The organism is Acidisphaera sp. S103 (assembly GCF_009765975.1).
GTDB lineage: Bacteria > Pseudomonadota > Alphaproteobacteria > Acetobacterales > Acetobacteraceae > Rhodopila.
Genome location: NZ_LMUJ01000024.1, coordinates 155,161 through 169,426, shown reverse-complemented (window position 1 = coordinate 169,426; position 14,266 = coordinate 155,161). Strand labels below are relative to the sequence as shown.

Sequence of the window (14,266 nt, the reverse complement as noted above, 5' to 3'; positions counted from 1 at the left end):
CAATGGGTTGCGATTTCCAAAACGTATAACCGAAATACCCTCCAACAATGCTCGGATGCCTGCCCCAACACGCGTTTTCGCTCAACCGACCGAAAAGTCCTCAAAATACGACCGGAACGCCAATTCAGCCCTCGGCAATCACAACCAAACCGAGGGCCAAACCCCAACCCGTCAGTCCAGCAACCAAGGCGCTGCTGCCGCCTGAGCAATCTGCCGCACCTGCCCCATCAACCCCGGCCCCACCGGAATCCCGTTCGCCATCCGCGTCTCGGCATACTTCCACTGCGGATCGCCCGCCACCATCACCGGCCGAGCCGGATCGACCGGAGTCGTCGCTCGCAACGCCCCCATGAAGCTGGCCACATCCGTCTGGAAATCATCCGACTCCCGGAACAACCCCGGATCGATCGCCATGAAGAAGTGCCCGATATCCATCCCCACCGGCTTCTTCGTATGCATCGGATCGGTGATCAGCGTCGCCCCCGACAGGCATGACGCCAAAATATTCACCATCACCGCCAGCCCATACCCTTTGTAGCTGGAATTCTCCGGCGACCCGCCCAGAGACGTCAGGAATCCACCTTTCTCCTTCGCCACCAGCGGATCGTTCGACGCGTTGCCCTCAGAGTCCAAAACCCACCCATCCGGCGTCGGCAGCCCCTCATTCGCCTTGTTGCGGATCCGCCCCGCCGCCACCGTCGTCGTCGCCATATCCAGCAAAAACGGCACCCCATCTCCGCTCGGCGCCGCGAACGACCACGGATCGGTCCCCAAACGCGCCTGCTTGCCGAACGTCGGCGCCACCTGGATGCCGGACGCGGACGTGCAGGACATCCCCACCAGCCCCTCCTTCGCCGCCATCAGCGAATAGAACCCCGCCGCACCAAAATGCGCCGAGTGCTTCACCACGGCGATCCCGACACCCACGCTCTTCGCCTTCGCGATCGCTGCCGCCATGGCGAAATGCGCCGGCACATGCCCCAGCCCACCCCCGCCATCGACAACAGCGGACACCGGCGTTTCCTTGATGATCTTCGGCCGCACATCCATCTTCGCCCGCCCCGAACGGCGCAGCCCGTCATACCCGGGGATCATCGAAATCCCATGACTGTCCACCCCGTGCAGGTCCGCCCACGATAGGATTTCCGAGGTCGTCTCCGCATTATCCTCCGGCATCCCCCACCCGATCAGGATGGCCTTAAGCTGGGCACGATGGTTGTCATAAGTCGCGGGCATGAAATTCCCCTCCGGAGGTTAGCGTTGGAGCGTGATCGCCTGAGGCCGAAGGCCAGAAGGCGTGAATCACGCGAAAGAACATATCAATCCCAACCTTGCGCGTCCGCGGGGTTCCGGCAAGGGTGGCGGACGACGACCAGCAATGCGGAGGGAAACATCATGGCCGACAGCCAAGCTCTGCTCGGGGCAAGGTTCGGTATAGACCTACCAGGAACCGAGGTCCCGGACGCCGTCGCCCCCCTGATCGACCGGCGAGTCGCCCGCCGCTACACCGACCAGGACGTCCCCGATTCGCTGCTCGACGCCCTGCTGGCCGCCGCCCAATCCGCCCCCGCCAAATCGGACCTGCAACAATATTCCGTGGTGGTGATGCGCGACCGCCCGAGGATCAAACAGATCGCCGACTGGATCGGCACGATGGACTGGATCGCCACCGCACCGGTCTTCCTGGTCTGGTGCGGCGACATGCGTCGAGGCCAACGCCTGTGCGCCCTGCACGACATGCCGCACGCCAACAACAACATGGACACCTTCCTGAACACCGCCGTCGACTGCACCCTGGCGATGGGTGCCTTCATGGCCGGCGCCGAGGCCATCGGATTGGGCACATGCCCCATCAGCTACGTCCGCAGCCACATCGAACGAGTCTCCCCACTGCTCGGCCTCCCATCCGGAGTCTACCCGGTCGCCGGCCTCAGCGTAGGCTGGCCGCAGTTCCGCCGCCCCGTGTCGATGCGCCTGCCCCCATCCGTCGTCGTGCACCGCGAACGTTACGACGACAGCGCCCTTGAAACCGAAGTCGCCGCCTACGACCAGCGCCGCAACGCCCGAGACCCCGTCGCCGCCGCAGGCCTGAAGAACAACGACGTCTACCCACCCCGCGACGGCGTCGGCTGGAGCGAGAACGTCGCCCGCCAACTCTCCGTCCCGGAACGTTTCGGTTTCTCCACCTACCTGAAGACGAAGGGTTTCGATCTTGCCTGACGACGCCCTGATCATCGAAAGCCGGACTGTCCGAGCCAAACACGCCGCCAGCCTGCTCGTCTTACGATGTCAGAACGATGAACCGCACATACTCATGGGCATGCGCGGCGCAAAACATCGTTTCATGCCCAACCGTCTGGTTTTCCCCGGCGGCCGCGTCGACCGCCCCGACCTCACAGCGCCCTCCGCCACATCCCTCTCCGAGGCAACGGAACGCTCCTTACGCAAGAAAACCAACCCTAAACTCGCTCATGCCCTGGCCATCGCCGCCGCCCGAGAACTACAGGAAGAAACCGGTCTCTCCCTCGGCCATCCCCCGCGTCTGGATGTGCTGCATTACCTGGCGCGAGCGGTCACCCCACCCGGATCGCCCATCCGCTTCAACGCCCGCTTCCTGCTGGTGGAAGCACGCCACGTCAGCGGCGAACTCGGCGGCGACGGCGAACTGGAAGGCCTGCGCTTCTACGGCCTGACCGAGGCCCTGGCATTGGGCCTAGCCCTACCCACAAGACGCGTGCTGGAACGCCTGCAATGGTGGCTCGCACTGCCCGAAGCCGAACGCGACATCCAAACCCGGACACCCGTTCTGCTGCGCGACCGTGGCTGGGTGATGGAGTAGCCCAGTGGCCGCGAAACGCACCCTGGGCTCCTGTTCGTGCCCGTGGACTCGCCAGCGCCAAGGTGTCGACCGGGCATGGTAAGTCAAGAGGTAGCAGTGTCGCCGGAACAGTCTCCCTCAGCGTTTCTTGGCGTCTTGGCGTTTCGCCTTTCCGCGACCAATCTCCGCCACCGCGATCATGACCCGCGAAACAGAATCAGAACCGCGCCAACCCGTAGCGCGATAAAAGCCGTGCAGCCTGAACGTCACCGCTCACTCAAAATCGCCCTGCACGCCGCCGGTGCCGGCGGAGCCTTGTACGGCGCCGACGGTTTCGCCGGCGCGTCCAACTGATCGAACCACCATTGCAGCGTCGCGTCGCAGCCATCCCCCGTCGGCGGAGGCGCTGCCTGCACGCAATCCGCCTGCCCAGCCGGGCAACGGAACCGGATATGCATGTGCGCCGCATGGCCATACCAAGGCCGGATCAGATGCAGCCACGACCGGTCGCCGGTCACCTCCCCGCACAACTGCTGCTTGATCGCCGGATTGACCAGGATGCGGTCCACCTCCGGCAGCGCGGCGGCCATCCGCAGCAGAGCGATCTCCCGCGGCGACCACACCGACGGATCGACACCGCGTCCATCCGGCCGCACCATGCTGTGCAGCTCGATAGTTTCGCGCGCCGAGTCCGACAGCGGCGGCCGAGGCCGCATATCCAGCCCGACATCCGCGTCCAGCCCGATCTGATGGCTGACATGCCCGCCCGGTAGCGGCCCCCCGCGCGCCCGAGAGATATCCTCCACCAGCAGCGTCGGCATGCCGGCGGCGGCGGCTTCCGTGCCGAACTGTTCCAGGTGAGCGATGGTCGAAGGCGCGCCCCAGAAGGCGCTCCGATCCAGATGGATCGTCTGAAACCCCGGTCCTTCAGGCGGCAGACTGATGGCACCGGCAATACATCCGCCCGTATTCGGGCCGCCAACGATGTGCAGCGGGCCAGATGCGGGACCCGGCTGCCCCGCCATCGCCGCCGCCGTCGTCATAACCAGGAAAGCCGCAACGCGATAAAGATTCAAAACCTGCGCTCGTAGATCGTGATGACGTCACCTGGCTGGATAAAGGCCTGCCGAGTCGCTTTCCCCTCGATGGCCACGCCGTCCCGGGTCCGCACCACCGAAGCATAGTCGTCGATCGCCCGATATGTGAAGCCGCCCGCCACCGCCGCCGCGGTCACCATCGTCATCCCCGGCTGATACGGATATTGGCCCGGCTTGCTGACCTCACCCAGCACGAATATCGGCCGATAGGTGGTCACTTCCACCGACACCGACGGCGCATTGTAAAGATTGCCCTTCACCAGGGCCTGGCGGACTTCGGCCGCCAATCCATCCGGTGTCTGCCCGGACGCCGGCATTTCGCCCAACAGAGGCAGTGCGATCTTGCCGCTGGCGCCGACCTGGAATTCGCCGGTCAGCGTATCGTCGCCGACCGTGATCAGCCGAACCACGTCGCCGACCCCAAGCCGGTAGGCGCCGGGTTCGACTGACGGAAGCGCTGGCAAACCGTGTCCGGGTGCGCATGCCACGGCCGCCAAACAGAGCAAAAGACACGCGAGTGGTCGCACGATGAAGAAACCCTGTTTTAGGGTTGCAGTCAGAGCGCCAGGTTTCCGGCCAGACAAGAGATACGGTCCGGATCCCTAATTTTTGGTTAATGCCTCGCGGGTATTTTGTACGAACGCAACCAGCGCTCTGTTTTCTGTGGCCTGCCGATCCCAGAAGTCCGCCGTAAGAGACGACGAACGTCTGGGGCAGGACACTAACTCAACCCCGGCCGAAGAATGATCGGCGCGTTGGCCGCCGGAGGATCGCGCTCGCGGATGCCGGCCAGGCGCAGGCCCTCGGCATAGTGCACCTTGTCGCTCTCCTGCTCCATCGGGTTGGTTTCCAGGAAACGCTCGATGGTGAAATCCGGCTCCAGCGCCAACAGGCGGCGGCGGATGATCGTGGCTTCCTGGTCCCGCCGCAGGTGACCCAGTGCCGCCAGATAGGGCTTGTAGGTGGCGCTGAACGACGGATTGAGCTGGCTGACCGCCCGCCCAACCTCCACCGCGGTCTCGTAATCGCGCTTCATCAAGTGAATCAGCACGAAGAACGCATCGAAAAAGAACGCGTGTGGGTCCAGCGGCGACAGCTTCTTATAGCGGTCGTTGCGCCGTTCCGCCTCCTCCGGGTCCCCGGCATAGGCATGCGTGACCGCCGACAACGCCCACGCCATCGCCAAATTCGGGTTCAGTGACAGCGCCCGCTCATGCAGCACCATCGCCTCGCGCAGTCGCCGGTGCAGGAACGCCCGCACATGCCCGCTGATCGACAGCCCGCGCGCGTCGAAGGGATCCAGCACGATCGCCCGTTCGGCCAGATCGCCGGCCTTTTCCATCATCGCCTTGGGATGGTCGGCCCAGTCCTGCCCGACCAGGAAGATGTGCCAGTACGCATACCAGGCGTAGGCAGCCGCGTAATCCGGCTCCAGCGCGATGGCATCGGCCAAATGCTGCCCCGCCTGCATGAACGGCTCATGCTCCATCCGTCCGATCAGCGGGATCGAGCGCAGCATCAGGTCGTACGCCGTGGCATCGACCGGTCCGCGGCTTGTGCTCCGCTTCGCCTCGATCAGCAGGATTTCCGGATCGATCTGCGCGACCACCTCGGCGGCGACCTCATCCTGCAGCGACAGCAGGTCGTTGGCATCGCGGTCGAAGCGGCGAGCCCAGACGATCTGATTGTTCGCCCGCAGGTCCAACAGCCGCAGGCTGATGCGGATCTTGTTGCCCGCCCGCTGCACCGATCCATCCAGCAGGAAGTCCAGTCCGAATTCCCGCCTTATCGCCGCCTCATCCCGCTGTTCGGCCGCGAACCGTCCCAAAGAGTTGGACGAAACAACGAACATCCAGCGGAACCGCGAAAGCGCGTTGGTGATTTCGTCGGCGAGCCCGGGCGCCAAATGGGCGTCCTCGTCCGGTATGCCGATCAGGCGGAACGGCATGACGCCGACATGGGCACCACCGCGCGACGTTGAAGCCTCACGCTTGCGCGGGGCAGGCAGCACGTCGGCTGCGGGCGGGGATGGCTCCGGTTCGGCGGCGACAGGTGGCGGAGCAGGTGGTGTCGGCGTCGGCGCCGCGGATTCCGCCGCCTGTGGCGGCCGGAGCGGCAGACGGCTGTGCGACGGCCCGCGAATTTCGTTCAGCAGTTTCTGCGTTTCGACCGACGGCGCCGCATCCAGCATATCCGCCAGCACCGCTCGGCATCGGTCATACGCCTGAACCGCCAGCCCGCGTTCACCCCGAGCGGCATGCGCCTTCATCAGCGAGCGCCAGGCGCCTTCATGCGACCGATCGATCGTCAACAGCCGCTGCGCCGCCGCGATCGCCGCGTCGGGTTCCAGGTTTTCCTTCAGCAACGCCTCGGCAATGCCGCGTGCCCGGTCGCGCAGCCGCTCGCGCTCCGTGTTCAGCCAGGCATCGAAATTCGGATCGACCCCGTCCAGGTCTTCCAGCAGGTCCCCATCGAGCAGCGCCAGCGACGTCGGATTTGCTGTCGTCGCCCGCATCACCTCCTCGACGTCGATCCACACCGCGCCGGGCCGCAACGTCAGGTGATCGCGGGTAATGACCAGGATTTCCGTTTCCGCCGGCGACAGCGCGTCCAGCAGCCGGTGGATCTCCTGCCGCAACGATGCGCGGGCCTGCTCTTCCGGCCGCCGACTCCAAAGCTGTTCCGCCAACCTGCCACGCAGCACCGGCCGCGGCGCCGCCATCGCGATGCATGCCAGCAGCGCTCGGGTTTTGCGCCCGGCCGGCAACACGCTTTCGCTGCGCACGGTCCAGGCTTCCATCTGGCCGATCAGCCGCAACCGGACGACGACGTGGTCGAGTGCACTTGTCGGTGACGGCGGCGCGGGAAGCCGGGTTGTGGAGTCTGCCATCATTCCCTCGGGACCAAGTTCGTGTTTGTAATGCGTTACACGACCATGCGCTATAGCCATATGACGGGCTCACGACCGGGGCGCCAACGTCGCTGGTTGGATCGGCCGCGGATGTAATCTGGTCTGTCAGACCCCGCCGATCCGGCTCCGGACGAAGACAAGTGCCGACTGGAACGCGGTCTCGGCGTCCATTTCACTTGTATCGAGCCGGTATGCATCGTGCGCTTCCCGCAGTGGAGCAGCCGAACGATCCGCATCCTTCGCATCGCGCTGCCGCATGTCCTCCTCGACTGTCGCTATATCGGTATCGACGTCCTTGGCACGCAGTTCCAGCCACCGCCGCCGGGCGCGTTCCGTCAAGCTCGCGGTCACGAAAAGTTTTGCCGAGGCATCGGGAAAGATCACGGTGCCGATATCGCGACCATCCAGCACGGCCCCATTCCCGGCGGCGAAATCGCGCTGGAAGGCGAGCAACGCAGCACGCACGTTCGGAATGGAGGCGACCGATGCCGCGGCGGCGTCGGCCTGCGGGCCACGCAGGTCGGAACGATCCAGGTCTTCGGGGCGCAATGACCTGGCGGCGTCTTCGGCCGTCGCGGGATCGGCGGGATCGCCACCGGTATCCAGCACGCGCCGCCCCACCGCGCGATACAGCAATCCGGTGTCCAGGTAAGGCAGCCCCAGTGTGCTGGCCAGACGGCGGGCGAGGGTGCCCTTGCCCGCCGCCGCCGGCCCGTCGATAGCGATGATGGGCTTCATCATCACGATACCGGACGAATGGCGGCACCCAGCCCGTTCATCAGGTCGACGAAGCCCGGGAAACTGGTATCGATAAATCCGGCATCGTCGACTGTGACCGGTGACGTCGTGGCCGTCCCAAGGACGATGGCGGACATGGCGATACGATGATCCATGTGGGTCTTGACCATGCCGCCACCGGCAGGCGGCGTGCCGGTGCCGTGAATGATCATGTCGTCGCCCTCGATCTCCACCTTGGCGCCGTTGACCGTCAGCAGCGCCGCCGTCGCGGCCAACCGGTCGCTTTCCTTGACGCGCAGTTCCTTCAACCCGCGCAACCGCGTCGTCCCCGAGGCACAGGCAGCCGCCACCGCAAGCACCGGGTATTCATCGATCATGCTGGGTGCCCGTTCAGGCGGCACATCCACTGCGCGCAACGGACCGCCGGTTATCTCCAGGTCGCCCACCGGTTCACCACCCTCGAGCCGCCGATTCCGCACCACGATATCGGCGCCCATTTCCTCCAGGCACAGCAAAAGTCCGGTGCGCAGCGGATTTAACCCGACCGCCGGAATGGTGACCTTGCTGCCAGTCACCAACAACGCCGCGACCAGCGGGAAGGCCGCCGAGGACGGATCACCCGGCACGACCACATCGGCAGCCCGCAGTTCAGGTTGCCCCTGCAATTCGATGATCCGCCCGGACCCGGCAACCTCGACACGGACGGTCGCACCGAAATGGCGCAGCATGTTTTCGCTGTGGTCACGCGTGGCCTCCGGTTCCTCGACCCGCGTAATGCCCGGCGCGTTCAACCCGGCCAGCAGCACCGCCGACTTCACCTGCGCCGAGGGCACCGGCACACGGTAGTCCAACGGCAAGGCCTCACGCGCGCCCTCGATCGCCAGCGGCAGACGGCCGCCCTCGCGCGCCGAAAAACGAGCCCCCGTCGCGGTCAACGGATCGATTACCCGGCGCATCGGCCGCCCCCGCAGGCTGGCATCCCCAGTCATCACGGAAAAAAACGGATGGCTGGCCAGGATACCGCACAACAGCCTGGCAGCGGTGCCGGAATTGCCCATGTCGAGGACGTCGGCCGGCTCCGTCAGCCCGCCGATCCCGCGTCCCGCGACCCGCCACGTACCATCGGCGTCGCGGATCACCTCGGCGCCCAGCGCCCGCATCGCCGCGGCGGTGCGCAACACGTCCTCCCCGGTCAGCAGCCCGGTAATCCGCGTTTCGCCGATCGCCAGCGCGCCGAACATCAGCGCGCGATGGCTGATCGATTTGTCGCCCGGCACGGCGATCCGCCCGTTCAAGGCAGACGGCGATTTGCCGGAGATCAGCGGGCGAGGGGCGGCTTCATCCATGGGGCAGGGTCCGGAGCTGGCGTGTTCGGCGCTTGATATCGGCTTTCGGGCGAAGCGGATACCGCCGCGAAACACGATAAGCCATTTGACAGGGCGGCGCCGTAATGGCATGGGCGCCCGCTCTTGTTCGAAGTCCATAATCGGCGACTGTCACGAAGGGCCTAATAGACGCATGGCTAAGCCTGAACTCGGCACCAAGCGGGTCTGCGTCGCGTGTGGCACGCGATTCTACGACCTGACCAAGTCCTCCGCCGTCTGCCCCAAATGCGGCACCGAACAGCCGATCGAGCAGCCGCGTCCGCGGCGCACCGGCGGCAACGTCGTCGAAGACAAGCGCCCGAAGAAGCCCACCCCCGCGCCCGAGGACGTGGATGTGGAAGTCGAAGGCGTGGAGGACGTCGAGGAAGAAGACGTCCTGGAGGCGGCCGACGACCTGGAGGACGACGCCGACGTCATCGGCGGCGATATCGAGGTCGAATCCGACGCCGACGAAAACGAGCGGTAGTCGCGGCGCCGCGTCATCGTCACGGGCGATCCGCAGGCATCGATAAATGGCGAGTGTAGACGCATTATCCGTCATGGCCGGGCAAAGTCCCGGCCATCTGCGCTTCATCCGTTGGAGCGAAGACGGGGCCCCCCAACGCCCCGTTCAAACCCGCCCGACAACCCGCAGCCACATCATCAGCAGGACGTCGTAGGGCAGGGCGGGCACCTCCCGCAGCCGCCAGTACCACCGCCGCCAGCGGTCCGCCCCCTCGGGAACAGGCGGCGGCGGGCACGCGCGTGCGCGAATACCCGCAATCCACAGCAGCACCAGGCAACGCGGCAGGTGATACCCGTTCGTGCAGGCGTAAACCGGCGACCGGCCACAAACCATGTGCGCGACCGCGCGAACCGACGACAGCGTATCGGTGCCGGTCTTTTCCTCATGGATCGCCTCGCCCGGAAACCCCGCCGCCATCAACCGCCGAGCCATCACCGTCGCCTCGGCGTCGCCGTAACGGCCCTTTGCACCCGTGGGAATGAACAGCGGCCGAACAAACCCAGCGCCAAACCGAACACCGGCATCCACTCGGTCACGTAACGTCTGGCTCGGTCCTCCATCCGGCCGCACCGCCGCGCCGAAGATAACGATGACCACGTCAGGCGCGGCCGGTTCGGGGTCGGATGGGTTGACTTTCATCGCCACCGTTTCCCATGCTCTCCGCCGACGGCCAAGCGGAGGAAACCATGAAAGTGCTGACCCAGGCGGCGATCCGCCAATATCAGGACGACGGCTATTACGCCCCGATCCGCGTGATGCCACGCCAGGAGGCCGATGCCCTGCGTGGCGAGCTGGAGACGTTCGAGGCCGGCGCCGGTGCCATGGCCGGCAAGCTGCGCCACAAATCGCACCTGTTGTTCACCTGGCTGAACGACCTTATCCGTCATCCGCGCATCCTGGACGCGGTCGAGGACGTGATCGGCCCCAACATCCTGTGCTGGGGCAGTTCCTTCTTCATCAAGGAACCACGCAACCCGGCCTTTGTGTCCTGGCACCAGGATTCGACCTACTGGGGCCTCGATCCCGCCGATGTGGTCACTGCCTGGGTCGCACTGTCCGACAGCACGCCGGAAAACGGCGCCATGCGCGTCATCCCCGCCTCCCACAAGCTGGACCAGGTGCCGCATCGCGATACGTTCAGTCCGGAAAACCTGCTCAGCCGTGGGCAGGAGGTCATGGTCGAGGTCGATGAGCACCAGGCGCAGATGCTACCGCTCTCGGCTGGCGAAATGTCGCTGCACCACGTGCGGCTCATCCACGGCTCCGATCCCAATCCGTCACCTTACCGCCGCATCGGTTTCGCGATTCGCTACATTCCGACGACGGTGCGGCAAATCGCCGGCACCCACGACCACGCCACCCTCGTGCGCGGCATTGACACCTACGGCCATTTCGAGCCTGAGGAACGCCCCGATGCCGACATGTCGGACCGGGCGGTCGCGTTTCATGCGGCAGTGACCGGCGCCCATGCGAAGATTCTGATGCGGGAAACCGGCAAAGAGATGCGCGTCTGATTGCCGGACGCGAGCATTCCGCGATAAGGCGGATTTGAAGTCAAAGAGGATTACGAAACGATGTCTAAGCGTATCGCGGTAATCGGCGCCGGAGCGGTCGGCGGCTATGCGGGTGCTCACATGGCCGCGGCGGGTCACGATGTCACGCTGATCGATCCGTGGCCGGAACATGTCGAGCAGTTGAAGGCACACGGCATGGAAATCTTCGGCATGACGCCGCAGGAACGGATGACCGTGAAGGTCAACGCCATGCACCTGACCGAGGTGCAGAACCTGGCCAAGCAAAAGCCGATCGATATCGCATTTATTTCGGTTAAGTCATACGACACCGTGTGGGCCGCGACGATGATCCGGCAATACCTGTCGGCCTCCGGCTGCGTGGTTTCGATGCAGAATTGCATCAATGAGGAACGCGTCGCCGGCGTCGTCGGCTGGGGTCGTACTCTTGGCTGCATCGTCACCGGCGGGGTCGGCGTCGACCTCTACCAGCCGGGCCACATCCGCCGCGGCTACGCGAAACGGGCCGACATCACATCGTTCTATGTCGGCGAACCCAGCGGCAAGATCACCAAACGCTCGCAGGAAATCGCCGAGATCATGTCCAGCATCGACGCCTCCAAGGCAACGGACAATCTGTGGGGCGAGCGTTGGACGAAACTCTGCGTCAACGGCATGCGCAATGGTGTGTCTGCCGCGACCGGCATGGGCGGCAATGCCCGCGACAACCACGCCGCGGTTCGTCGCGTTTGCATCCAGTTGGGTGGCGAATCCGTTCGCGTTGGCCAAAAGCTGGGCTATAAACTTGGAAAAGTCGGTGCGCTGCCGTTCGAGATACTGGCGAAAGCCATGGAAAACGACGCCGAATCATACGCCGAAATCGAGCGTCTGATGACCCAAGGCGGTGCCGGCCAGGCCGAACGCAGCGACTACCAGCGCCCGTCCATGGCGCAGGACATGGAAAAAGGCCGCCGCACGGAAATCGAGTTCATGAACGGCTTCATCGCCAGCGAAGGTGCTCGCGTTGGCGTCAAGGCGCCAACCCACGAAATGCTGACCCGCCAGGTCCTGCGCGTGGAACGCGGCGAAATTCCGCCCCGGCCGGAGAACGTTCTGGTCAACAGCTAAAGCTCTCGAAAAAATGCTTCGACATCGGCACTGCCGCCCAATCCCGGCACTGCCGATGCAGGCATCGCCCCAACATCATGCTAAAGCAGCCCCGGTCACGCCACCGCCCTTCCGTCACGCCGCCGCCCTCTCGTCATGCCGATGCAGATCGGCATCCACGCGTTCTTCGGGAGTTCCGTAAACCAGTTGCCTATGCCACCGTCCATCAGCATGCGCGGGATAGCGACGGTCGTGCCCCCGTCATGTGTCGTCACTGACGCCGAGGCAGGTCCTGTAAGGCGGATTAAGCGGGATGCAGATGGATACAGGGGGATTCGTGGTTGTTGCAGCCGGAGCCCCGCCAGGCCATCCTCTATGTTCCAAGGCCGTAACGGACACCCCCCGGGCCAAGCTACCGCCCTCCCGTCATGCCGATGCAGATCGGCATCCACGCCTTCTTCGGAAATTCTGTAAACCAGTTGCCTATGCCAACGTCCATCAACCCAAGCCCGATCAGCCGTCTCCATCAGCACGCGCGGGGTAGGACATTCGTGCCCCCGCCAATTGTGTCGTCACTGGCGCGAGGCATGTCATTTAAGGCTGATTAAGCGAGATGCAGATGAATGAAGGAGATGCGCCGTTCTTCTGCGGCACCCGGCTATCCAACTCCACCACCGTAACGTAACACATGGTCGAACACAAAACGGTCACCGCCCCGAGTAAACAAGCAGTCCCGCAACATCGAAATGAATAAAGGGCGCCAACAATCCCCTACACCCACCAAACAACTGAGCCAGACCCAAAGTCCAACTTCCCCACATCGCAACAACAATCCCCTTCATCCCCCCCTTATCCCGCTAATCCGCCTTAAAAAAAGAACCGCCAACAACCCCACGGTCATCGCGCAGAAATCATACCAAAACCGCAATGACAGACCCGAAAGCGACCCCGGGATTTGGAGACTCAGCCAACCCGGATATAGGATAGCGCTGCCTGCCGACTTCGAGAAAAACAACATCACGAGGAAGCTCATGCAGTACAAACGAATATCCGCCGATTGCCATCTCGATATGCCCTGGATGCCCCCCGAACTCTTCACATCCGAGGCGTCCAACGAGCTACGCGATCGCATGCCATACGTGACCGACGGTCCCGATGGTAAAATGTGGGTCACCAAAAGCGGCGCCAACTTCGGCCTGCTGAACGGCGTTGGTCCGGGCGGCGCCAAACTGGTCCCCGGCCAGAACAGACGTGTCGACATCATGGCCAAGACCGGCATGTTCGAGGACGGCCAGAAAGGCATCCAGCGCCCCAGCGATCCGCATCTCCGCGCCAAGGAGATGGACCGCGACGGCGTCGACGCCGAGGTGATCTTCGGCATCCTCGGGTCCGCATCGAAGATGCAGGACAGCGAGGCGGCCATGGAGATGTTCAGGATCTACAACGATTGGCTGAAGAATTTCTGCAGCTACTATCCTGACCGTCACATCGGGTTGGCCTGCCTGCCCTACGGCAATGTCGAATGGGCCGTGGCGGAAATCTATCGCACCGCCAAAATGGGCCTGCGCGGCCTGGAACTGTCCTGCTCCTGGGACATGGAGCCGATGTGGCACCCGTGCTGGGAACCGCTCTGGCAAGCCGTCAGCGACGTCAATCTGCCCCTCCACTTCCACACCTTCCCCACCACACCCCCTCGCGCGAGGGAAATGACCTCCGGCCAGGTGCGCCGAGCCGCCATGTTCACCGGCGTATCATCGTTCCAGATGGGATTGATCCATATCCTGGCAGCCATGATGGGCGCGGGCGTGTTCGAACGTTACCCCCGCCTGAAGGTCTCGTTCGGCGAAAGCGGCATCGGCTGGATTCCGTACGCCCTAGACCGCATGGACTTCGAGTTCGAGGACCGCTTCCGCGACCTGATGAAACTGAAACCATCCGAGTATTGGCAACGCCAGTGCATGGCCACGTTCCAGTTCGATCCGATTGGCCCGAAGCTGCTGAACACCAACAACCTGATGACGGAAGATACGCTGATGTGGGGGTCCGATTACCCGCACACCGACGGCATCTGGCCCGAGTCAGACAAATACATCGAAGAACAGTTCCGCGGCCTGACCGCGGACCAGATCCACAAGATCACCTGTGAGAATGCCGCGAAGTTCTACAACCTGGTGAACTGAAACCAACCCGTCAT

At 64.1% G+C, this 14,266-nt stretch carries 13 protein-coding genes; 6 read left to right on the top strand and 7 right to left on the bottom strand.

Translation table 11 applies throughout. The annotated features are described in order from the left end of the window. Nucleotides 1-171: 171 nt before the first annotated feature. Nucleotides 172-1,236, bottom strand: coding sequence for an Ldh family oxidoreductase (locus GSQ89_RS02990; protein WP_158921855.1), 1,065 nt, complete (start codon nucleotides 1,234-1,236; stop codon nucleotides 172-174). A gap of 159 nt (nucleotides 1,237-1,395) precedes the next feature. On the opposite strand from GSQ89_RS02990, the gene GSQ89_RS02985 reads away from it, so the two are divergent. Together GSQ89_RS02985 and GSQ89_RS02980 are read left to right on the top strand one after the other, a co-directional pair. Next, nucleotides 1,396-2,220, top strand: coding sequence for a nitroreductase family protein (locus tag GSQ89_RS02985; protein WP_158921853.1), 825 nt, complete (start codon nucleotides 1,396-1,398; stop codon nucleotides 2,218-2,220). Beyond that, nucleotides 2,213-2,839, top strand: coding sequence for an NUDIX domain-containing protein (locus GSQ89_RS02980; protein WP_158921851.1), 627 nt, complete (start codon nucleotides 2,213-2,215; stop codon nucleotides 2,837-2,839). The genes GSQ89_RS02985 and GSQ89_RS02980 overlap by 8 nt, the downstream gene beginning before the upstream one ends. Nucleotides 2,840-3,084: 245 nt before the next feature. Here GSQ89_RS02980 and mepA read toward each other — a convergent pair whose 3' ends face one another. From mepA to aroA, 5 genes are all read right to left on the bottom strand, one after another. Beyond that, entirely contained in the window at nucleotides 3,085-3,894 is an 810-nt protein-coding gene (gene mepA / locus GSQ89_RS02975) for a penicillin-insensitive murein endopeptidase (RefSeq protein ID WP_158921849.1), read from the bottom strand. Next, complete coding sequence (locus GSQ89_RS02970) at nucleotides 3,891-4,379, bottom strand: polysaccharide biosynthesis/export family protein (RefSeq protein WP_158921847.1); 489 nt, start codon at nucleotides 4,377-4,379, stop codon at nucleotides 3,891-3,893. The genes mepA and GSQ89_RS02970 overlap by 4 nt, the downstream gene beginning before the upstream one ends. Before the next feature lie 257 nt (nucleotides 4,380-4,636). After that, complete coding sequence (locus GSQ89_RS02965) at nucleotides 4,637-6,805, bottom strand: BTAD domain-containing putative transcriptional regulator (protein ID WP_158921845.1); 2,169 nt, start codon at nucleotides 6,803-6,805, stop codon at nucleotides 4,637-4,639. A 126-nt stretch (nucleotides 6,806-6,931) separates the two neighbouring features. Continuing rightward, complete coding sequence (cmk, locus tag GSQ89_RS02960; protein WP_158921843.1) at nucleotides 6,932-7,567, bottom strand: (d)CMP kinase; 636 nt, start codon at nucleotides 7,565-7,567, stop codon at nucleotides 6,932-6,934. Further along, nucleotides 7,567-8,910: a 3-phosphoshikimate 1-carboxyvinyltransferase gene (aroA, locus tag GSQ89_RS02955; RefSeq protein ID WP_158921841.1), complete on the bottom strand. Its 1,344-nt coding sequence runs from the start codon at nucleotides 8,908-8,910 to the stop codon at nucleotides 7,567-7,569. Before aroA ends, cmk begins: the two co-directional genes overlap by 1 nt. Before the next feature lie 172 nt (nucleotides 8,911-9,082). On the opposite strand from aroA, the gene GSQ89_RS02950 reads away from it, so the two are divergent. Beyond that, nucleotides 9,083-9,415 (top strand): TIGR02300 family protein, encoded by a 333-nt coding sequence (locus GSQ89_RS02950; RefSeq protein ID WP_158921839.1) that lies wholly within the window; start codon nucleotides 9,083-9,085, stop codon nucleotides 9,413-9,415. Between the two features lie 144 nt (nucleotides 9,416-9,559). Here the strand turns inward: GSQ89_RS02950 and GSQ89_RS02945 are convergent, their stop codons facing one another. Then, nucleotides 9,560-10,093, bottom strand: coding sequence for a YdcF family protein (locus tag GSQ89_RS02945; RefSeq protein WP_158921837.1), 534 nt, complete (start codon nucleotides 10,091-10,093; stop codon nucleotides 9,560-9,562). A 47-nt stretch (nucleotides 10,094-10,140) separates the two neighbouring features. On the opposite strand from GSQ89_RS02945, the gene GSQ89_RS02940 reads away from it, so the two are divergent. From GSQ89_RS02940 to GSQ89_RS02930, 3 genes are all read left to right on the top strand, one after another. Beyond that, complete coding sequence (locus GSQ89_RS02940; RefSeq protein ID WP_158921835.1) at nucleotides 10,141-10,968, top strand: phytanoyl-CoA dioxygenase family protein; 828 nt, start codon at nucleotides 10,141-10,143, stop codon at nucleotides 10,966-10,968. A gap of 60 nt (nucleotides 10,969-11,028) precedes the next feature. After that, on the top strand, nucleotides 11,029-12,093 hold the full coding sequence (locus tag GSQ89_RS02935) for a ketopantoate reductase family protein (RefSeq protein ID WP_158921833.1): 1,065 nt from the start codon (nucleotides 11,029-11,031) through the stop codon (nucleotides 12,091-12,093). A gap of 1,010 nt (nucleotides 12,094-13,103) precedes the next feature. After that, nucleotides 13,104-14,252 carry an amidohydrolase family protein gene (locus tag GSQ89_RS02930; protein WP_158921831.1) on the top strand — a complete coding sequence of 383 codons (1,149 nt, stop codon included), beginning with the start codon at nucleotides 13,104-13,106 and terminating at the stop codon, nucleotides 14,250-14,252. Nucleotides 14,253-14,266 lie beyond the last annotated feature (14 nt).

What these genes read in the sequence shown, in the direction of transcription:
- GSQ89_RS02990 (WP_158921855.1), bottom strand. Translation starts at nt 1,236, where the DNA reads ATGCCCGCGACTTATGACAACCATCGTGCCCAGCTTAAGGCCATCCTG.
- GSQ89_RS02985 (WP_158921853.1), top strand. Translation starts at nt 1,396, where the DNA reads ATGGCCGACAGCCAAGCTCTGCTCGGGGCAAGGTTCGGTATAGACCTA.
- GSQ89_RS02965 (WP_158921845.1), bottom strand. Translation starts at nt 6,805, where the DNA reads ATGGCAGACTCCACAACCCGGCTTCCCGCGCCGCCGTCACCGACAAGT.
- cmk (WP_158921843.1), bottom strand. Translation starts at nt 7,567, where the DNA reads ATGATGAAGCCCATCATCGCTATCGACGGGCCGGCGGCGGCGGGCAAG.
- aroA (WP_158921841.1), bottom strand. Translation starts at nt 8,910, where the DNA reads ATGGATGAAGCCGCCCCTCGCCCGCTGATCTCCGGCAAATCGCCGTCT.
- GSQ89_RS02950 (WP_158921839.1), top strand. Translation starts at nt 9,083, where the DNA reads ATGGCTAAGCCTGAACTCGGCACCAAGCGGGTCTGCGTCGCGTGTGGC.
- GSQ89_RS02945 (WP_158921837.1), bottom strand. Translation starts at nt 10,093, where the DNA reads ATGAAAGTCAACCCATCCGACCCCGAACCGGCCGCGCCTGACGTGGTC.
- GSQ89_RS02940 (WP_158921835.1), top strand. Translation starts at nt 10,141, where the DNA reads ATGAAAGTGCTGACCCAGGCGGCGATCCGCCAATATCAGGACGACGGC.
- GSQ89_RS02935 (WP_158921833.1), top strand. Translation starts at nt 11,029, where the DNA reads ATGTCTAAGCGTATCGCGGTAATCGGCGCCGGAGCGGTCGGCGGCTAT.
- GSQ89_RS02930 (WP_158921831.1), top strand. Translation starts at nt 13,104, where the DNA reads ATGCAGTACAAACGAATATCCGCCGATTGCCATCTCGATATGCCCTGG.